At 58.4% G+C, this 19496-nt stretch carries 18 protein-coding genes and 1 riboswitch; of the genes, 11 read left to right on the top strand and 7 right to left on the bottom strand.

The annotated features are described in order from the left end of the window. Positions 1–107 precede the first annotated feature (107 nt). Entirely contained in the window at positions 108–1325 is a 1218-nt protein-coding gene (locus H6F75_RS23135; RefSeq protein WP_190754940.1) for a DNA double-strand break repair nuclease NurA, read from the top strand. A gap of 196 nt (positions 1326–1521) precedes the next feature. Beyond that, positions 1522–2535, top strand: a complete 1014-nt coding sequence (locus H6F75_RS23130; protein ID WP_190754938.1) for a WD40 repeat domain-containing protein — start codon at positions 1522–1524, stop codon at positions 2533–2535. 177 nt (positions 2536–2712) lie between these two features. Here H6F75_RS23130 and H6F75_RS23125 read toward each other — a convergent pair whose 3' ends face one another. Then, positions 2713–3456 carry a succinate dehydrogenase/fumarate reductase iron-sulfur subunit gene (locus H6F75_RS23125; protein WP_190754936.1) on the bottom strand — a complete coding sequence of 248 codons (744 nt, stop codon included), beginning with the start codon at positions 3454–3456 and terminating at the stop codon, positions 2713–2715. Between the two features lie 220 nt (positions 3457–3676). On the opposite strand from H6F75_RS23125, the gene H6F75_RS23120 reads away from it, so the two are divergent. Together H6F75_RS23120 and H6F75_RS23115 are read left to right on the top strand one after the other, a co-directional pair. Beyond that, positions 3677–4024 carry a translation initiation factor gene (locus H6F75_RS23120; protein ID WP_190754934.1) on the top strand — a complete coding sequence of 116 codons (348 nt, stop codon included), beginning with the start codon at positions 3677–3679 and terminating at the stop codon, positions 4022–4024. A gap of 29 nt (positions 4025–4053) precedes the next feature. Continuing rightward, positions 4054–6195 (top strand): family 10 glycosylhydrolase, encoded by a 2142-nt coding sequence (locus H6F75_RS23115; protein WP_190754932.1) that lies wholly within the window; start codon positions 4054–4056, stop codon positions 6193–6195. 43 nt (positions 6196–6238) lie between these two features. Here H6F75_RS23115 and H6F75_RS23110 read toward each other — a convergent pair whose 3' ends face one another. Then, positions 6239–6649, bottom strand: a complete 411-nt coding sequence (locus H6F75_RS23110; protein ID WP_190754930.1) for a cupin domain-containing protein — start codon at positions 6647–6649, stop codon at positions 6239–6241. Positions 6650–6864: 215 nt separating this feature from the next. Here H6F75_RS23110 and H6F75_RS23105 point away from each other — a divergent pair, with 215 nt between their 5' ends. From H6F75_RS23105 to H6F75_RS23095, 3 genes are all read left to right on the top strand, one after another. Beyond that, positions 6865–7497, top strand: a complete 633-nt coding sequence (locus H6F75_RS23105) for a hypothetical protein (protein ID WP_190754928.1) — start codon at positions 6865–6867, stop codon at positions 7495–7497. A gap of 190 nt (positions 7498–7687) precedes the next feature. Further along, the gene (locus H6F75_RS23100) at positions 7688–7918 is read left to right on the top strand and encodes a DUF3493 domain-containing protein (RefSeq protein ID WP_242020310.1); all 231 of its coding nucleotides are present in this window, start codon (positions 7688–7690) and stop codon (positions 7916–7918) included. A gap of 165 nt (positions 7919–8083) precedes the next feature. Further along, the gene (locus H6F75_RS23095; protein ID WP_190754924.1) at positions 8084–9076 is read left to right on the top strand and encodes a ligase-associated DNA damage response exonuclease; all 993 of its coding nucleotides are present in this window, start codon (positions 8084–8086) and stop codon (positions 9074–9076) included. A gap of 47 nt (positions 9077–9123) precedes the next feature. Here the strand turns inward: H6F75_RS23095 and H6F75_RS23090 are convergent, their stop codons facing one another. Together H6F75_RS23090 and H6F75_RS23085 are read right to left on the bottom strand one after the other, a co-directional pair. Continuing rightward, on the bottom strand, positions 9124–9738 hold the full coding sequence (locus H6F75_RS23090) for a hypothetical protein (protein ID WP_190754922.1): 615 nt from the start codon (positions 9736–9738) through the stop codon (positions 9124–9126). Positions 9739–9909: 171 nt separating this feature from the next. Then, complete coding sequence (locus tag H6F75_RS23085) at positions 9910–10518, bottom strand: HupE/UreJ family protein (RefSeq protein WP_242020308.1); 609 nt, start codon at positions 10516–10518, stop codon at positions 9910–9912. Between the two features lie 93 nt (positions 10519–10611). Continuing rightward, a riboswitch (cobalamin riboswitch) is annotated at positions 10612–10783 on the bottom strand. Positions 10784–10902: 119 nt separating this feature from the next. On the opposite strand from H6F75_RS23085, the gene H6F75_RS23080 reads away from it, so the two are divergent. Then, positions 10903–12549, top strand: a complete 1647-nt coding sequence (locus H6F75_RS23080) for an AarF/ABC1/UbiB kinase family protein (RefSeq protein ID WP_190754918.1) — start codon at positions 10903–10905, stop codon at positions 12547–12549. Positions 12550–12713: 164 nt separating this feature from the next. Here H6F75_RS23080 and H6F75_RS23075 read toward each other — a convergent pair whose 3' ends face one another. After that, the gene (locus H6F75_RS23075; RefSeq protein WP_190754916.1) at positions 12714–14144 is read right to left on the bottom strand and encodes an FAD-binding domain-containing protein; all 1431 of its coding nucleotides are present in this window, start codon (positions 14142–14144) and stop codon (positions 12714–12716) included. A 122-nt stretch (positions 14145–14266) separates the two neighbouring features. On the opposite strand from H6F75_RS23075, the gene H6F75_RS23070 reads away from it, so the two are divergent. Both H6F75_RS23070 and H6F75_RS23065 read left to right on the top strand, forming a co-directional pair. Beyond that, positions 14267–14431 (top strand): hypothetical protein, encoded by a 165-nt coding sequence (locus H6F75_RS23070; RefSeq protein ID WP_190754914.1) that lies wholly within the window; start codon positions 14267–14269, stop codon positions 14429–14431. A gap of 529 nt (positions 14432–14960) precedes the next feature. Next, positions 14961–15260 (top strand): ferredoxin, encoded by a 300-nt coding sequence (locus H6F75_RS23065; protein ID WP_035992149.1) that lies wholly within the window; start codon positions 14961–14963, stop codon positions 15258–15260. Positions 15261–15384: 124 nt separating this feature from the next. On the opposite strand, the gene H6F75_RS23060 is transcribed toward H6F75_RS23065, so the two are convergent. Beyond that, positions 15385–15894, bottom strand: coding sequence for an inorganic diphosphatase (locus H6F75_RS23060; protein WP_190754912.1), 510 nt, complete (start codon positions 15892–15894; stop codon positions 15385–15387). Between the two features lie 993 nt (positions 15895–16887). Then, positions 16888–17310 carry a helix-turn-helix domain-containing protein gene (locus H6F75_RS23055; protein ID WP_242020307.1) on the bottom strand — a complete coding sequence of 141 codons (423 nt, stop codon included), beginning with the start codon at positions 17308–17310 and terminating at the stop codon, positions 16888–16890. 139 nt (positions 17311–17449) lie between these two features. Between H6F75_RS23055 and H6F75_RS23050 the strand changes: the two genes are divergently transcribed. Continuing rightward, positions 17450–19405: an FAD-dependent oxidoreductase gene (locus H6F75_RS23050; RefSeq protein ID WP_190754910.1), complete on the top strand. Its 1956-nt coding sequence runs from the start codon at positions 17450–17452 to the stop codon at positions 19403–19405. The last annotated feature ends 91 nt before the right edge of the window (positions 19406–19496 follow it).

The following is a 19496-nucleotide window of genomic DNA, read 5'->3' as shown; positions in this document are numbered from 1 at the left end:
ACCCGACAGTATAACGATGAGAACCAAAGTGACATCCGTAGGGCACAGGTTCTAGCGAAAAATACTGAAAGGGGATGTTAGTATGAGCGTACCAAATTGACTCTGCCATGCTCGACCTGATGAAGCTGGCCCGGCAGATGCAGGGCATTAGCCAGCACCTTAGCCAGGAAGCTGCTGCCGCCCAGGAGCGCATAACAGCAGCCCGTCAGCTGTTGGCGATCGCCGCCACTCGCCAGCGCGATCTGGTCACCCAGGCTGAAATTTGGGGCGATCGCGCCCCTTTCACTGCCGCCCAGCCCACTGAAGCTCTTACCATTCGCACCGCGATCGCCGCTGCCCCTGAGGCCCATACCGTCATCGCCACCGACGGCTCACAAATTTCCCCCAGCCACCATGAGATCGCCTACTGCTATTTGATCAACGTGGGCCGCGTCGTGCTTCACTATGGCCAGAGCCGATTCCCGTTGCTCGACAGCTTGCCTGAGGTGGTGTATCGGGCCGAAGATCTCTACCTGTCGCGCCAGTGGGGCATTAGCACCGAGGAATGGATGGGCCATCGCCGCACTGTCGCCGAGGCCGTGGTGCTGGCCGAGGTGGGGGAGGCCGTTCACGCCAGCCTGGTTGAAGCTAACCCCACGGCGGCCAGGGTGCCCGTGCTGGCGCTGGTAGATGGATCGCTAATCTACTGGTTTTTGGAGGCGTTACCGGGGGAGGCACGCGATCGCATCCTCCCCCCCATCCTCGACTCGTGGGAGCGACTGCGACGGCAAAACATTCCCCTGGTGGGCTACCTCAGCGCCAGCCGCAGCGGCGAAGCAATGAACTTTTTGCGGTTTGCGGCCTGCCCCTTCCTGCAGCCCGACTGCCAAACCCACTGCAGCAGCGACGAAGGCAGCCCCGCCGACCGGGCCCCCTGCGGGCAGTTTTTGCCGCTGCGAGATGCAACCTTTTGGGCGACAGAACTAATGCCTGGGGAGCGCAGCCCCTTCTGGCGCAGCACTGCCAGCATTTTGGATCTGTACGGCGACCATCGGGTGTACTTCTGTTACCTCAATGTCGGCCCTGAGGTGGCACGGGTGGAAGTACCCCAGTGGGTGATGGCGGATGAAGCGCTCTGTGAAATGGCGCTGAGGATGGTGCTAACCCAGGTACAGAAGGGGTATGGGTATCCGGTGACGCTGGCGGAGGCGCACAATCAGGCGGTGGTTAAAGGGGGCGATCGCAGCCGATTTTTTGCCCTGCTTGAGCAAGAAATGATTCGTGCCGGGCTTAAGAATGTCGGCACCTCCTATAAAGAGGCCCGCAAGCGCGGCAGCATTGCCTGATCTTGGCGACTTTAGGACGGCGACCTCAAAAGACAGAGCGATAGACAGATTTGGTCAAGCTCCATGTTAAGTAGTATTTCGGAATAGGATGCTGTCAGGGTGTAGTCGACAGTGAATTTGCGGGCTGGGGCCAGTCTGCGCCTATGTTTGCTGTCGTCAACGACCGATAGAGCTCTATGCCAAGCGTACCCTTGCCATGCCCCCCCAGTCTCCTGACTCTCTTTCCCAGGGCGATCCGGATGGCGATCCCTCTGCCTTTGAACTGGTGGATATGGCCACTGCCCTTGACCGGGGCACGACCGCTGTGCCGCTGCGCCGGGCCACTAAATGGGTGTGTACGCAAGTGCTTACAGGCCACAGCAGCTGGGTGCGATCGGTGGCCGTAAGCACCTGCGGCAACTTCATCGTCAGCGGCAGCGGCGACAAAACCGTGCGGGTGTGGAACCTGGCCACGGGGCACACCATGCGGGTGATCGACAACCATCGGGCCTGGGTGCGAGCTGTGGCCGTGAGCCCCGATCGCACCTGCTTTGCCAGCGTTAGCAACGACAACACCATTCGACTGTGGGATTTCACCACTGGCGAATCCTGGGGCGACCTGGCGGGGCATACCTCTTGGGTGCGAGCTGTTGCCTTTAGCCCCAACGGCAAGTACCTGTTTAGCGGCGGCCAAGACCACAAGATTTGCGTTTGGCGGCTGAGCGATCGCACCCTCGTGCACCAGTTCAATGGCCATACCCACTGGGTGCGCTCTATTGCCGTCAGCCACGATGGCACCACGCTCATCAGCGGCAGCCAAGACCAGACCATTCGCCTGTATCGCATTCAGGGCAAAGGGCGCAACCACGTGCTCACCGGCCACACCGGCGAGGTGCTGGCGGTGGCGGCCAGCCCCAACAACTGGCTGCTGGCCAGCGCCAGCGCCGACTGCACTGTGCGCTTTTGGAAACTCAACAGCGGCCGTCAGACCACCTGCTTTAAGGCCCACCCGGCCCCGGTCAACAGTCTCGCCTTTAACCCCGACGGCAAGCTGCTGGCCACCGCCAGCAACGACAGCACTATTCGTCTGTGGAACATGGAGCAGGGCCGACTAGTATCTGTTTTGCATGGCCACGAGGGCTGGGTTTGGGGTGTAGATTTTGCCCCCAACGGCAAGACTCTGGTCAGCGCCGGATGGGACGGCACCGTTCGCATTTGGCAGGAGGAGTGACGTCTTGGGCTTAGAGTTTTAAGGTTTGAGTTCTTAGTTTTGAGTTTTGAATGCCGTGCTTAACTCAAAATTCAAAACTTAAAATTCAAAACTTTAGATTCTAAAGGCCTACCGTCGCCCGCACATACTCCCGGCGCATGGCGGCGATGCTCAATTCAAAATTCAAAACTCTATATTCTAAAAGCCTAACGTCGCCCGCACATACTCCCGGCGCATGGCGGCGATCGCATCGATCGAGATCCCTTTGGGACACACGGCCTGGCATTCGCTGTGGTTAGAGCAGTCGCCAAAGCCCTCGGCGGCCATCTGATTGCCCATGGCCAGCACCCGCTGGTGGCGTTCGGGATGGCCCTGGGGCAGCAGGGCCAGGTGAGCTACTTTAGCGGCGGTGAACAGGGAGGCAGAGGCGTTGGGACAGGCCGCAACACAGGCCCCGCAGCTGATGCAGGCGGCGTAGTCAAAGGCCGCGTCGGCGTTGGCCTTGGGGACAGGAATAGCGTTGGCCTCGGGAGCCGAGCCGGTTTTGACGGAAATGTAGCCCCCGGCCATGATGATGCGATCGAGCGCGGCTCGCTCTACAACTAGATCTTTAATCACAGGGAAGCCCTTAGCCCGCCAGGGTTCGACGGTGATTTCATCGCCATCTTTAAAGTGGCGCAGGTAAAGCTGGCAGGTGGCGGTCTGGGGCAGGCCACCGTGGGCTTTGCCGTTGATCATCACGCCGCAGGAACCGCAGATGCCCTCGCGGCAGTCGTGGTCAAACTCCACCGGCACCTCACCAGCGTGAATTAGCTGCTCGTTGAGCACGTCGAGCAGCTCTAAAAACGACATATCGGGGTGGGCATCGGCCACGGTATAGGTGTGGAACTGGCCAGGGGTGGCGGCATTGGCTTGGCGCCAGACCTTGAGGTGAAGTTGCATGGGAAGGATGCTGCGGAGGGGATAAGGCTGCTGATCCTAGTGTAGTCCTCCCATTGAGGGGACGCCTTGCTGAATTTTGTTCTGAAATTTAGGTTGGATCTGCCGGACTTTTGTATGGCTACTGTGTCCCGAAACATTTCCCCTTTGGAATCTGGCCTACTGCAATACCCCGAGTTGCCCCTGCCAGTGGTATATATCATGCAGTTTTAACAAGACGGCTATGGGCAAGAAGGCTGGCAATAGTTCTGGAACCGGTGACCGTCACGCCTACCGCGAGTTTGGCCCCACTGACCCTATGGCGAGGGGCGTACCCGATCGCGCCCCCAATCAGCAAACCGTGCGGGTGCAGGTCAGCCGCAAAGGGCGCGGCGGCAAAACCGTCACCATCATCAACGGATTTCAGCACAGCCCCGACCAGCTCACGGCCCTGGCCAAGCAGCTTAAGGCCCAGTGCGGCACCGGCGGCACCGCCAAAGACGACACGATTGAAATTCAGGGCGACCACGCCCAAAAGCTAGTCGAACTTCTGGTGGCTAAGGGTTACCAGGCCAAACGGAGTGGAGGTTGAAGGGTATGGGCAGGATGGGTAGGGGGTGGATGGGTAGGGGGTGGCGGCGATCGCTGCTGAGTTTTTGCGCGGCGCTGACTTTAGCTGTGAGTGGCTCAGGGCTACTGCCCCTGCTGCCCAAGGCGGCGGCAATGGTTCCGGTTGAGGTGGCCCAGGCCACTGCCCCTAAGCAGGAATTAGGTGATCAGACGGAGCCTGGACCCGCTCTTCCACGACCCAATCTTCCCCGGCCCTCAATTCCTGTCGTTATTCCTTCCGACATTCAAAATCACTGGGCAAAGGACTGCATCACGGAACTAACTGAACAGCGCCTGATCACTCCTGATGCTAGAGGGCTGTTTTACCCCGATGAGCCCATTCTCTGGGGTGACTATGTGACCCTGCTGAACCTGATCTCGCCCGCGGGGCCAGCCCAATCATGGGCAAATCCCCTAGAGCGGGCGCTGGGGGTTCAGATATCGCCCACGGTGGCGGCTCACTACCCCGATGCTTACTTTCAGCGCGATCGCCCCCTGGTGCGAGCCGAAGGCATTATGGCCCTGGCTACCAAGCTGGGCGGCAGCTACCAAATTGCCGCTAACACAATCATCAACGCCAGCCTGGAAGATGGCCGCCAGGTGCCCGTTTACGCCCGCGAAGGTGTAGCCGCCGCCCTCACCCAGGGTGTGGTAGTGAACTATCCCCAGGCCAACCGCCTCAACTCGACCCAGCGGCTGACTCGCGGAGAAGCGGCGGCTCTACTGTGCCGCGCCGCACCGAACCCTGCTCTGCAGCAAACAATCGACCCCGCTTGGGTGGCCCAGGCCCAGACCCCTGCCGTGGCCTCGCCCGCTCGCGAGATGCGCGGCGTGTGGCTAACTAATGTGGATAGCCAGGTGCTGTTTTCTACCGAGGCGCTGCAAGCGGCGGTAACCCGTCTAGCTGACCTCAACTTCAATACGATTTATCCGGTGGTGTGGAACTACGGCCACACCCTCTACCCCAGCCCCACCGCCCGGCGCGAGCTGGGGGTGAGCCAGCACCTCTACGGTGACCTGCGCGCCCCCGGCCCCGCCAGCGAAAGCGATGGTCAAGGACCGGCAGGCCAACGCGACATGATGCGTGAAGCGATCGCCATGGGCCACGCCCGGGGCATGGCCGTGGTGCCCTGGTTTGAGTTTGGCTTTATGGCCCCCGCCAATTACGAACTCTACCGCCGCCACCCCGACTGGTTTACCCAAAAGCGAGTTGAGCCGCTGCCCCCTGAGCCGGAGCCCCTTGCCCCCCGCGATTCTACGCGACCTGGGAATGTGCCCAAGCTGGCCGCTAGTCCAAACGCTAAACAGGCTGCCAAGCTAACCCCGGCGCTGGATATGCCCAAGGCGGGGGACCTAGCCCGCGAAAAGCAGCGGGCCGACCAGTGGCTCGCCCAAGACGACTTTCTCCCTGACCCCGATGTCGTAAGCGACCCCGGCATTTGGATGGAGGGCAACGTGATTCCACGCCGCTGGATGAACCCGTTTCATCCCCAGGTGCAGAAATTTCAGCTGGAGCTAATTAATGAGCTGGTCTCGAACTACGAGGTGGATGGCTTTCAGTTCGATGACCACCTGGGGCTGCCGGTGGACTTTGGCTACGACCCCTTCACCATCAACCTGTACCGGGCCGAGCACAACGGTCAGGCCCCGCCTAACGATCCTCAAGACGCCGAGTGGATGACCTGGCGGGCCAACAAGATTTCCGACTTCTTGGCCGAGGTTCACAAGCTGGTGAAGGCGCGGCGGCCTAATGCGGTGGTGTCGATTTCGCCTAACCCCTACCCCTTTGCGTTTACCAACTACCTACAAGACTGGCCCACCTGGGTCAACCGGGGCATTGTCGATGAGCTGGTGATTCAGGTCTATCGCAGCGACCAAAACCGCTTTATGTGGGAGATGAATAAGCCTTCGATCCAGGCGGCGCGGCGCAAAATTCCGGTGAATATCGGCATTCTCAGTGGTTTGCGGGCGGCTCCGGTAAAGATGGACTTTATCACTGACCAGATGGCGGCAGTGCGCGATCGCGCCTACTCTGGCATGTCCTTCTTCTTCTACGAATCGCTATGGATTTCACCGCCGCCAGAGACCGCCGAGCAGCGGGTGGGTAAGCTTCGGCAGGCTTTTGCTACCCCGGCTGTTCGTCCTAGTAGGTAGAGAGTGGGAGGGTAGGGGGGGCGGGTAAAGGACGGTTAGGGGATTAGGGGTTATAGAGCACTACGTTCTCTTGCTCGTTGGGGTCGTTGCGAGACACGATCGCTTGTGCCGGTTCACTGTCGCTCAAATTTGTTGGCTGGTGGGGCACCCCTGGTGGAATATAGAGAAAGTCGCCCGCCTGGTTGACAATGGTTTTCTTCAAACCCTCACCGTAGGCCGTTTTGACCCGCCCCTGGAGGATGTAAATGGCGGTCTCGTAGTCTTTGTGGAAGTGGGGCTCTGCCGACGCCCCGGGGGGAATAATCACTAGATTCATCGAAATGCCGTGGGAGCCCGCCGTGGCTTTAGAAATGCCGACAAAGTAGGGCAGCTTTTGCAGCGTTGCGGTGTCGTGCTGGGGTCGCACGGTAACAATTTCGGCATCGGCGGGGGAGAAGGCAGCGACATCAGCCATGGTGGTTTCCTCAAAGATGCGGTTTCAGAAGGGGTTGCCCAAGGGGTCGAGTTCGGCAACGAGACTTAATTTTCGCGTCACCCAGCACCGCCTATTCTGAAGGTGCGTTGGGTCCAGCATCCAGCGCAGCTAAATTGATGGATAGCGGCAGATTCCTAGCAAGCTCTTCTGCCTAAGCTGTATATCTCCAGTCATAACCCATAACCTTTAAAGCGATGCCCAAGAAAAATCAATTTTCTCAAACCCTAGTGCTGCTGGGGCTCTTTCTGGTGGTGGCTACTACGGCCTGCACAGGGAACAGTACCGCCCCGGCACCAACCCCCGGCGAAGCAGACACCTCAGAGACACCTCAGCCCACAGACAACTCGGCAGAAGCACCCCAGGCCGCCGACGTGGGCCTGACGCTGACGGATGAAGGGCTACAGCTGATAAATTTGCAAACGGGATCGACCACCCCCCTGGCCTTTGACAGTGACATGGCCACCACTCTGGATGCTGTGACGCAGGTTTTGGGCGAACCTGAGGAAACTAGCGAAAACAGTGAGTGCCCCTCCGGCCCGCTGACGATCGCTAGTTGGTCTAATGGTTTAGCGTTAAATGCTGCTGACGACACCTTCGTGGGCTGGGCCATGCGGCCTAGTGACGATGACACCGCCCTGACTACCGTCTCAGGCATTGGCATTGGCTCTACCCGCCAGGAGCTAGAAGAAACCTATACCGTTGAGGTGTTTGACAGTTCTCTGGGAGTCGAATTTTCGGCTGGCCAGCTCTTTGGGCTGCTGAGTTCGCCAGAACCCACCGGCACAATTACTAATTTGTGGGCTGGGGTAGCCTGCAATTTCCGGTAGCGCAGTTTACTAGGGGGCAGCTAGGGTTTGGGCAGTTCTCTAGGGTTACTGTCGCAGGGCGGCAGGTTAGCCAGCCGTTTCTCGCCAGGAGAATGCCTTGTAGGATGACAGTATGTCCCGATGAAGGCCCCAATTGATGCGCCCTGAATATAGTCGCCCCGACCAACTGCCAGACACGCCCCCTCCGGGCATGAGCTCTGAAAAATATGCCCGGCTGAAAGCTGAAGCCCAAGCGCCCTACAAAAGCTTGCGTAAGTTTGTCTATGGGGCCGTAGGGGCCTCGGGGGCGATCGGGGCGTTTGTGTTCTTTACCCAATTGTTGGCCGGGCGCGATGTCGGCAACGCTCTGCCCAACCTGGGGGTGCAGCTGGGGGTGATTGGGATTGTGGTGCTGCTGTTTAGGCTAGAGAAGAAAGATTAATTCCTGACCAAACCGATTGTGACAAGCTCTAGTGGCTTAGGGTTCAGGGTGCAGGGTTTAAGGCAGGTCGTGAACCTTAAACCCTGCACCCTGAAACCCCATCAACCTGTCAGCCTGCTAACGTACTAATTTCTGAGACCGCCAGCTTGCCAATCTTCTAAACCGATGACATTGATTACCGTGCGCCCTGAGGGGCTTTACTGTGAAAAAGGCGGCTTCTATATCGACCCCTGGCGCGGGGTCGAGACGGCGCTGATTACCCATGCCCACAGCGATCATGCGCGATCGGGCTCGACTCAGTACATCGCCACCGCTCAGTCGGAGGGCATTTTGCGGCGGCGGCTGGGGGCAGACATTCAGCTCCAGGGAGTTGCCTATGGAGCCCCGGTCAAGCTAGGGGAAACCTGGGTGTCGTTTCACTCGGCGGGGCATGTGCTGGGCTCGGCCCAGATTCGGGTTGAGCATCGGGACGAAGTCTGGGTCGTGTCGGGCGACTACAAGCGCGGTGCTGACCCCTCTTGTGCTCCCTTTGAGGTGGTGCCCTGCGACACGTTCATCACTGAGGCCACCTTTGGCCTGCCGATCTACCGGTGGGAAAGTGGCGCTGAGACTACCCGCCAGATTTACGACTGGTGGCAGGGCGATCCTGAGCGGCCATCAATTTTGTTTTGCTATGCCTTTGGCAAGGCCCAGCGGGTGCTGAGTGAGCTGGTTCAATTGACAGATCAGCCGGTCTATGTTCACGGAGCGATTCACGTGCTGACCGAGATCTACCGCCAGCAGGGCGTGGCGATGGTGCCCACCATCTGCACCTCAGATATGCCCCGCACTCACAACTATACGGGCGATCTGGTGCTGGCCCCGCCTTCAGGCCACCGCTCTAGCTGGATGAAGCGGTTTAAGCATCCCCAGACCGCCTTCGCCTCGGGGTGGATGGCAGTGCGGGGAGCGCGGCGGCGGCGGGGCTACGAGCGCGGCTTCGTGCTCTCTGACCATGCTGACTGGCCGGGGCTGATACAAACGGTGAAAGATACGGGAGCTAAAACCGTGTACGTCACCCACGGTCAGTCCGACGTGGTGTCGCGCTATCTGCAAGAATCGTTAAACCTAGAGGCCATGCCCTTGGAGACGCTGTTTGAGGGAGAAGGAGACATTTAATGACCGCAACCCCTTGGCTAGACGGATTGATGGGCGGACTAGCGCTGCTAATTTTGCTGGGAGGTCTGTGGATGCTCCTGAGCGGTGTGGGCGACATGGACCGCTGAACCTGAGCGCAGAGCGGTGGTGACGTAGGCCACCAGCTTGCTGCTGCCGTAGAGCACGGTAATAGCAAACAACCCCCCAGCCACCCAGCCTTGGGCGCGCTGGGCAATCCACAGGATGGCGAGAACGAGGGCGATCGCATCTAACCCCAGCACATCGAGGCGCGATCGCCAGTCTGCTGACTGAATCGGTTTTGGGCTAGCGGGCTCTAGACGAATGGTGGCTGCTAAGTTGAACCCCAGTAGGCTGACCAAGATCAGCCCCATTCCCCACCCCAGATGGCCCAGAGCGGCTATGGAGAAGCCCGCAACTTGACCGGCGATCGCTAGCACGACCACGCGACTAAAGTGGCCCAGGCGTGGATCGCGCGATCGCTGGCTCACGATCTCGCTATGGCGCAGGTCTACTCGGGCCATGTGGGCCTGCTCCAGACTCATCAACAACAGCGACAGAGCCAGCAGGCGATAGGGCCAAGGATGGGGCTGCACCGCCTGATACAGCAGCCCCACCGTTGCAGGCATAAATAGGGCCGCCGCCCAAGCAGGAGGTAGGGTCATGGGAAATGCACCGTTGGCTCAACCGAACGGATTAAGCATACCGCCAGACCGAGCAGTCAGACCTAGCCTTTGTGCCTATTCCGCAACAGGCTCAGCTTAAGGAGGAGAATTTAGCAGGATTTGGAAGTGACAGACGCTCAATGGCGTTGTTCCAACCCCCGCTTCACGCTCTTAGGCAGGCAGCAGACCGTTGAGGAGCGCAGTGGCAAGAAACGTGGCCCCAATGCCGCAGATCACTAAGCCTGCCCGCTGCACGACGTGTGCCGTAGACCGCTGGGTAAGCTGTCGCCCTAGGAAAAAGGCGGTGATCGCGATCCCCATCTGCACTGCTGTAAACCCAGCTAAATAGGCCACCAGTGGCATAGATTCTGCACCAAAGATTGCCTCGCCGTAGGCAAATCCATGGAATAGTCCGGCCAGCACTGCCAAGCCTGTGATTACGCCACTTTGGGGACGGTTGCGTAATGTCAGCAGCACCCCAACCCCAAGCACCGATCCAGCAATCACGAACTCTGCTGCCGGTAGCGTTAGCTCTGCTAGGTGCAGTCCCGTACCAACCATCGCTGCCAGCACAAAGGCAGCAGGGATCGCGATCCCCCAGGTGCTAACGGCTGCCAGTAGGCCCATGGCTACTACAAAGGCCAGATGGTCGAGGCCAATGATGGGGTGGGCCAGACCCGACAAAAACCCTTCAGCAAAGTTAGCGGGCACTCGGCCCCCCAGCGGATGGTGGGCTAAGCTGGGCAGGGGCAGCAGCAGCAGCAGGGCCAGTGCCCCCATCAGGCTCCGTACCGCAGGCTTTGATAGCAGACCGGTTCTGATAGATCTCAAGGCAGCAACGCGATAATTCATCCGTACCTCGCAGACGAAGAAAGAACAACAGCAGCGATCGGCGGGCATTCTGGCTTAGCTATTTGGTGTTCAGCGGGATACCCCATTAACACAAATAGCGTTACAGCTGCGGGACAGCGGCAGCCTTGCACTGCACTTTCCCCCTTGCCTCCAGTGGCTGATCCCCACCGGAACCGACAGCGCCCAAGCATCATAGCACCGGGTGAATCCGGCCCCGCCGCTGGTTTATCAATAGTCACCTGGCGCACCACACGGTAGACAACGCCTTACCCCGGGTGCGCTAGCATCGAGCAAAACCTACCTCTGCCCCCAATGGTTTCATCGTCTCGTCTGGCCCGGCAAAAAGAAATTATTGAAGTGGTGCTCGGCAACGGCTGGGACTACATGCGGCGGCTGTTGGTGGGGGGGCAAGCTGATGAGCCTGAGATTCCGCCCCCGGCGGTGCTGCGCAATATTTTGACTGACCTGGGGCCGGTCTACGTCAAGCTGGGGCAGCTGTTGAGCACTCGCCCCGACCTCATGCCCCCGGCCTACATCGAAGAGCTCAGCAGCCTGCAAACCACCGTACCTCCGGTAGACCCCAAGGAGATCGAGGCCTACATTCGTCAGCATCTGGGTAAGCCCCCCGAGGAGCTATTTGAACGGCTGGACTATCAGGCGATCGCTGCCGGTTCCATCGCTCAAACCCACAAGGCCGTGCTCAAAGATGGTCGGCAGGTCGCGGTGAAGGTACAACGCCCCGGCATCGAGCGCCAGGTCGAGCGCGACATGACCCTGATTCGCGATGTGGCCAAGCTGGTGTCAGCCACCCAGTTTGGCCAGCGCTACAACGTCGTGGATTTGGCCGACGAGTTTGCCGATGCTATCAATGCCGAACTCGATTTCACTACTGAGGCGGGCTACACCGACCAGCTGCGGCGCAACCTGTCTAAAAGCGATTGGTACGACGCCAACCAGCTAGTCGTGCCGCAGATCTACTGGGATCTGACTAACACCAAAATCATGACCATGGAATGGCTGGAGGGCACTCCTCTGCTTAAGGCCGATTTGCTGGCCGAAGATGCCCACAGTGATGTCGTTGGCCTGCGAGCCGCCGCTACTACGCTGCTGTTTCGGGTCTTCCTCAAACAGTATTTTGTGGACGGCTTTTTCCACGCCGATCCCCATCCCGGCAACATTTTTTACTTGGCAGATGGTCGTCTGGCTCTGCTTGACTGCGGCATGATGGGCCATATGGATCCTCGCACCCGTAATACCATGACGGAGATGGTGCTAGCGATTGTCAACTGCGACGCCCAGCGCTGCTGCCAGCTCACCCTACAACTGGCCGAACCCCTCAAACCCGTCAATCTAGCTCGCCTAGAGAGCGACTATACCCGTCTGTTGGGCCGCTACTACGGTCTCAGCCTAGAGCAGATCAACACCGCCGAAATTTTTGGCGAAATCTTGGCGGCGGGCATTCGCAACAACCTACGCTGGCCTGCCAACGTGGGGTTGTTCACCAAATCCCTCGCCAACTTGGAGGGGGCCGCCCGGCAGTTCAACCCCGGCGTCAACCTAATCGAGGAGGTGCGCCCGCTGATGGCCGATCTGTTTCGCCAGCAGATGGTGGGGGATGACCCCCTGCTGGCGTTGCTGCGCACGGGGTTAGAGTTTCGCAACCTGTCGCTGAGTTCGCCGCGCCAGCTAGGCTTTTTGCTCGATCGCCTCAGTTCAGAGCAGCTCAAGTTTAGCCTCAGCATTCAGGGGGTAGATGACCTGCGCCGCAGCCTGGATGAATCTTCCAACCGCCATGCCTTTAGCACCGTGGTGGCGGCGTTAATCATTGGGGCGGCGATCGTGTCAACGGGGCAGCAGACATCCCAGGGGCAGATCTTGAGCATTATCTTGTTTGCGGCGGCTAGCTTCTTTGGGCTGTGGCTGCTGTTTAGCATTGTGCGACCGCGACGGCGACGGTAGGCCGTGAGCGGTCTAAAGGCTCTGCGGTTAGGAGTCTGCCAAGCCCAGGATGACCGATGGGTGGGGTTCAGGGTTTAAGGTGTACGGTTCAAGGAAGGCTGTAGACCGTACACCTTAAACCTTGAACCCTAGGTAGCTCCTGTCACAACCAACTTTGTCAGATGTTAGGCCTTCTGGGCTTTGTATTTATCTTTAAACAGCGCCTGCTGAATTTTGTGATCGACAATGGGGGCGGGGTAGTCGCCGCGATCGCGCTCCGCAATTTTCCCTGTCACTAGCGGCCCGGTGTCCAGCGACCTGAGCTCCGGCACCCACTGGCGAATGTACTCGGCCTCAGCGTCGAATTTCTGTGCCTGGCTGGCGGGGTTAAAAATCCGCAGCGGTTTAGGATCCATACCGCTAGAGGCGCTCCACTGCCAGCCGCCGTTGTTAGATGACAGGTCACCGTCCACCAAATGCTGCATAAAGTATTTCTCGCCCCACTGCCAATTGACAATCAGGTCTTTGGTGAGAAAGCTGGCCACAATCATGCGGCAGCGATTGTGCATCCAGCCCATTTCGTTGAGCTGGCGCATGGCGGCATCGACAATTGGGTAGCCAGTGCGTCCCTCACACCAGGCGGCAAACTGCTCCTCGTTGTTCACCCAAGGGAAGTCCTTTAGCTGAGCGCGATAGGGCCCTTCAGCCAGCTCCGGGAAAAAGTACATCACGTGCTGGTAGAACTCGCGCCAGGCTAACTCCTGCTGCCAAGTTTGCACGCCGCTGCGGGTTTCGTCGCTGCGGCTTTGTTGGTAGGCGGCTTCGGTGGCAGCCCACACCGTGCGAATGCCCACGGCCCCAAACTTCAACGCCGCACTGAGTCTGGAGGTGCCATTCACAAACGGAAAGTTGCGCTGCTCGTCGTAGCTGTCGATGGCGCGATCGCCATCGCAAAATTCCTCCAGCCGCTCCAGGGCACCCTGCTCCCCTGGCTCAACGGGAAAGCCGTTTTCCCAAGCAAATCCTAAATCGGCAGCGCTGGGCAGATTGATACAGCCCGCTTGCTTCGCCGCCTCGACCTGCTGGTTACTGAGGGATTGCAACCCCTCTGGCGTAGGTAGGGGCGCTGCCTTAGATCGCTTCACCCAGTTGCGCCAGAAGGGGGTGTAAACCGTGTAGGGTTCACCTGCGCCGGTTCGCACGTCTCCAGGTTCGTGCAGCAGCTGATCCCAAAAGGTGGTGCGAAACTCAATCCCTGCTTCTTTGAGGGCATCGACAACCGCCGTATCGCGCTGGCGCGAATAGGGTTCTACATCACGGTTCCAGTAAACGGCATCGACGGCCAGCGCCTTGGCCAGCGCTGGGATCTGCACGCGGGGATCGCCCTGGAGAATGAACAGCTGGCCGCCGGCTTGGGCGTAGCTGTCCTGCAACCTCTCCAGACAGCCAATCATGTAGGCGACCCGCGCTGGGGCCACATCACCATTGTTGAGAATGCCGGGGTCGAGGCAAAATACGCCGACTACCTGGGGGGTGCGATCGCGCGCCGCTGTCAGCCCCACGTTGTCCCCCAGGCGCAGATCGCGACGGTGCCAAAACAGCAGTAAATCGACCATGAATGCAGCTCACCCTTGCTCAGCAAACCGATTCAGTATAACGACATTAGCTGCTCGGGTTAGGGAGCTTTTATCATGGGGCAGCACCCGTTTGTTGGCGGCTCACCTTAAGGAGATCAACCATGCTGCAAAATAAGCAAATTATCATGCGCACCTTCAATGGCTACCTCGATTTTGTCACCGAGAGTCAGCCGGCCCTGTCACCTGACGTGGCCTGCCAGGTGGCTGCCCTGCTGACTCAGGCTGAGTTCAATCTGCAACTGTCTGAAAATAGCCGCAAATCCTAGGTCTTTACCGAGGCGTCAGAATTCATCACCGATTGGGGCGCCAGGTACAGGCGCTCGGTGTTTCTGAACTGCTGTTTGACGCCGCTGCTGGGGTAGCCCGATCAATGGGTTGCCCTACTTTTGTAAATAGTTATAGCCATTGCCTGATTGGGTAGAACAATCTGCATAACCCCTTGCAGCGAGGCCTATACGTCAGTGCGCTACCCCAATTTTGCTGGTGGTAGCGACTCCGGTCTTAAGTGCAGTTGCCAACGCTGCATTTGAGAATCTTTACGTGATTGAAGGTGCGATCGCCACTGCCTTACGTTTGGGATCCTAACAGGGTATAAGCAAACCAATCCATTACTAATCGGTTTGATTACGAATCCCGTTCAGCCAGGGCCGAAAAAGGCAAGACAGGCTTCAGGTTTTCCCGTAGTATCAAAGTTGTGTTAGGTCTGCTCAGAACAAATCCTGGAAACCTTATCCGAAGGGTGTTCTGTAGCTTAAAGATCGATCTGCAATCTGTATTTGACGAGAGGATAGCACCATGGCAACCTACAAGGTTACGTTGATTAACGAGGCTGAAGGGCTCAATCAAACCATTGACGTCGATGACGATACTTACATTCTTGACGCTGCTGAAGAGCAGGGTCTAGACCTGCCCTACTCCTGCCGGGCTGGGGCTTGCTCCACCTGTGCTGGCAAAATCACCGCTGGCACCGTTGATCAGTCCGATCAGTCCTTCCTGGATGATGACCAAATCGGTGCTGGCTACGTGCTGACCTGCGTTGCCTACCCCACCTCCGACTGCACCATCTTGACCCACCAAGAAGAAGAACTCTACTAGGTCTGAAGCGCCTGGTCGCGCGCCGCGCGACCAGGCCTCCAAACGGGTTTTCTGACAAAAAAGGATGCTTCATCAATGAAGCATCCTTTTTTGTAGCTAGTACTTTAAGCGCGCACCAAAGACGTTACTTCGCCGCCGCTATACACTGCTCTACCAGAGCAGCGACCTTGTCAACGTTCTGCCAGCCGAGAATTTCAGTCACCTTCTTCTCTAAATTTTTGTAGGAGCGGAAGAACTCAGCGATCTCGTCGAGGCGATGGGGAGCTACATCGTCTAGGGATTTGACGTTGGTGTAGCGGGGATCGGCAGCTGGCACGCAGAGAATCTTCTCGTCGCGATCGCCGCCGTCGATCATCTCCAACATGCCAATAGGCCGCGCCGCAATCACACAGCCGGGGAAGGTGGGCTCATCCATCAACACCATACCGTCGAGGGGATCACCATCGTCAGCCAGGGTGTTGGGCACAAAGCCGTAGTCGTAGGGATATTTCACGGACGAAAACAGCACCCGGTCTAAAATAAACGCGTTTAAGTCTTTGTCAAACTCGTACTTGTTTTTGCTGCCGCCGGTAATCTCCACCAGCACGTTGATCAGTCCAGGCTCAGGCTGAGCTGGAATACGAGATAGGTCCACAACACTACTCCAATCAATAAAAAGCTGAATGTACAGGGCAGAAGGCTTAAGCCTCCCTCAGCGCACTGCTAAATACGGTCGCCAGGCTTCCGCAAATGCCCTTCCGACATAGTATTTTACGGGGCTGTGGCCCCTTTTCCGCATGGTTTAGGCCACCGACCCAAACAAATCAGCGGCTTTAGAAGGGGCCATTCCCCTTCGTGGACACTCAGTGAATGCCCCTCCAATGCGCCCTAACCCCGCCTTAGGCAGTAACCTAGCGCCCCGCTGAAGCTGGTACCGAGAAGGTCGGGGGCTGTTCGAGCTCTGCCGTCGCCGTTGAAAAATGGGCGACTACAAACAATGGCAGAGTTAGGGTTAGTACCGCAATTAAAATGCCCAACACGTTAGATGAAGGACTAGGAGGTTCCCCCGCAGGGGTATCCGGTTGACTGGCAGAATCCATACAGTGAAATAATTGAACTCAACAAGGGACACAAATCTGAGGTCAAGGCCGAAGCCTAGAGAGCCCAGATCATCCCCAATATCCAACCATCGAGGGTAGACTCGGCTGAGCCCACCAGCGCGTGCTCATCTTAAACGAGAGTATCGACGATCTTGAGGTGGAAAACGGTTCCATTGAAACTATATGCAAGGCTACAGCAATCAATCCATGACATTGATCACTCCAAAGGCTTAACCTTTGGCCACGCCAAGCCCGTAGGTTTAAACCAATTCTAAATCTAGCATTCCTGAAAGCCGCGAGAATTACGGATATCACTCTGAGGAGAGAGGAGTTGAGGAGGGTGCGGGAGATGGGGGCGGTGGGGAGGGAAGGGATCAATCGACGCTGAGCGATTTCTAAAGGGAGAGCTTCGCTTCCAAGAAAGCATCCCAATTTTTGTATAGATCCCATAGATTTAGACAGCGCAAATTCTGCGTAAGCCCTAAACGCCAAACTCAAGGTTTCAGCCGCGTCAAACGCTCCCCCATCTTTCTTATCGCCCCATCTCCCTACTCTTTCCCCCCCACTCCCCGCTCCTCCAGCAGCTGCCGAATTGCTCGTAGCTCCTGCAAGACCTGCCGCATCAGGTCATGGGTCAACGTCTCCTCTGGAGGCTGCACTTGAATAGTGGGGTGTAGGCCCAGCACTTCTTCAGCAAAGCGGCGCACTTCCTGGGGGCGAAACTCGAGGGGATCGTCTTTGTCGCGACGCACCTCAGGGTTGAGCTTGGTTTTGTTGTAGGGAGGGTTAAGGGTGTCGGGGTCGGTATTGGCGTAGCGGTATACCGAGGCCCGCGATCGGTTGAGGTATTTTTGCACCGCGTCTACCGACAGCAGCGCCCCGCTATCATCGGCTGCTCCAGTCCATCCATAGGTTGGGGAAGGGGTGGCACCGTCAGCGGAGTTGGCAACAGAGGGCGAATCGGGGGGCATAGGGCAGAATGTAGCGGATCTGTGGCTACTGTATCAGGTTCATCCTGGTCTGGAGTGTCCTGTAACGGAGCGTGCCAAAGGGTGATCGCTCGTGGGCAAGGTGTGTTAAAACCTTGGCAGCGTTAACCAGGATATAGGTGTGAAGGGCGATCGCAGGCAAACTCAGCGGCGAATCTGGCGGCAGTGGCGACATTTACCAGGGCTGGCCGCCATCATGTTTGGGGTTGGGGCGATCGCTGGGCTCACCGCATCGCGCTGGTCGCCTGCCCCATCGCCGGGGGCGGGCGGCGATATCACCCCCGCCCTGCGACTGCGTGGTGTGCCGCAGCCCATCGTGTTTAATGGCCGCCCGCGCATCGACCCGATGCCCCAGTTCAAAGAGGTCTGGGAGTGCCAGGTGGTGGTGGTGGGCGGTTCCCTGGGCGGGGTGGCTGCCGCTGGCCACGCCATGGCTAGCGGTGCCACCACCTGTCTAATCGAAGTTGCACCCTGGTTAGGGGGGCAGATTAGCTCTCAGGGGGTCTCCGCCCTCGATGAGTCGCTGCGCATGCGCCAGGCCAACAATCTATCTCCCAGCTGGCAGCGGTTTCGACAGCTGATTAAGCAGCAAGTGGTCAATTTACCAGCCTGGAGCCCAGGCGGCACCTCGCGATCGGTGGCCGACATCAACAGCTGTTGGGTAGGCACCCTGTGTTTTCCGCCCCAGGCCGGTGCCAAGGCCGCAGAACAGTTTTTAGCCGACACTAACCCCAGCGCCCCCGCTAGCCGCTGGGCCGCGATGACAGCGTTCAAGGGGGCTGAGTTTGATGCTACGGGCCGCCGCATCACCGCAGTATACGGGGTACGACGCATTCCCAAAGACCCTGGCTATCGGCCCCTGGGGCGACTGTCAGTGGAGCTGGCCGACTGGTATAGCTGGTCGCCCACTGCCGAGTTTGATCGGGTACCTGTCAAGCTACAGCCGCCCCCTGGCCAGTCAATGATTGTGATCGATGCCACCGACACTGGCGAACTGGTAGCCTGGGCTAAGGTGCCCTACCGAGTGGGGTCCGAATCAAAGGCGACCACGGGGGAACCCAATGCCGCCGCTTTCGACAACCCCGACTGTACCCAGGCCTTTACCTACCCCTTTGCCCTTGGCATTCACGATGACGGAGGCGACAGTTTAGCTGCTTTGGTGCGGCTTCAGCCCACTTACGGCATTCATGAACATCAGGCCTCGTTTAATTTAGAGGGATTTCCGTTTTTCGCGGGCAAGAGCGTCTTTCACTACCGGCGCATCGTCAGCCAAAACCGGGGCAACCCCTACGTCGGCTCTCCCGTCGCAGGCGACATCTCCATGATCAACTGGAACCAAGGCAACGACTGGAACTGGATGGACCCACCGCTACTGCTCAAAGCCGCTGAGCTAGAGGCCGCTGGCCAGCATCAAAATTGGATGGGGGGCCTATCAGCGTCGGCGCTTAAATTTGGTGAAGAAAACGCGCTGATGTTTGCTCGCTGGCTGCTCGAAACCCAGTCTAGCCCCAGCTACCCGCTGGCCTACCTCTATGGAGCCGATAGCCCCATGGGCACGCTGTCGGGCCTCAGCATGGTGCCCTACTTTCGCGAGGGGCGACGAATCGTGGGCCGCGCCGCCCATGGCCAAGATGAGTTTATGATTCGTGAAAACGATCTGCGCTACGATTTCCCCGGTCAGCGCGACTTTAGCTCCACAACCGTCGGGCTGACCCACTATGCGATCGACATCCACGGCTGCCGCTACCGCAACTGGCTGCCTTCGGGAGAAGCGGTTGCGGCTCCAGCCGAGGAGCCTCGAGTCAAGCCTGTGCAGCTGCCGTTAGAGAGTCTAATTCCTCAGGGAGTCGACAATTTGCTGATGGGCGGTAAAGCCTTGGCGGCTACCCATATCGCTAGTGCTTCAACCCGCATCCACTACGGCGAGTGGCAGGTAGGAGCCGCCGCCGGGGTAACTGCAGGCTGGTTGGTGTCAGCTGACGCGCCTGTTAAGGAGCCAGTCGCTGTGATCCCCAGCGGCTCCATAGGATCGCTACAGGAGGCGATGCGACTGCAAGGTCTAAAGACCCACTGGTAAACGTTGGGTCTTAGGTATGCGCCATGACCTCTAACCTGCACCGTTTAGATTGAGCTGCTATCCTACAGAACCCCTAAAGATCCTAGAACTA

This window comes from Nodosilinea sp. FACHB-131, assembly GCF_014695395.1.
Classification (GTDB): Bacteria; Cyanobacteriota; Cyanobacteriia; order Phormidesmidales; family Phormidesmidaceae; genus Nodosilinea.
This window is presented reverse-complemented; position numbering and strand designations above follow the sequence as displayed.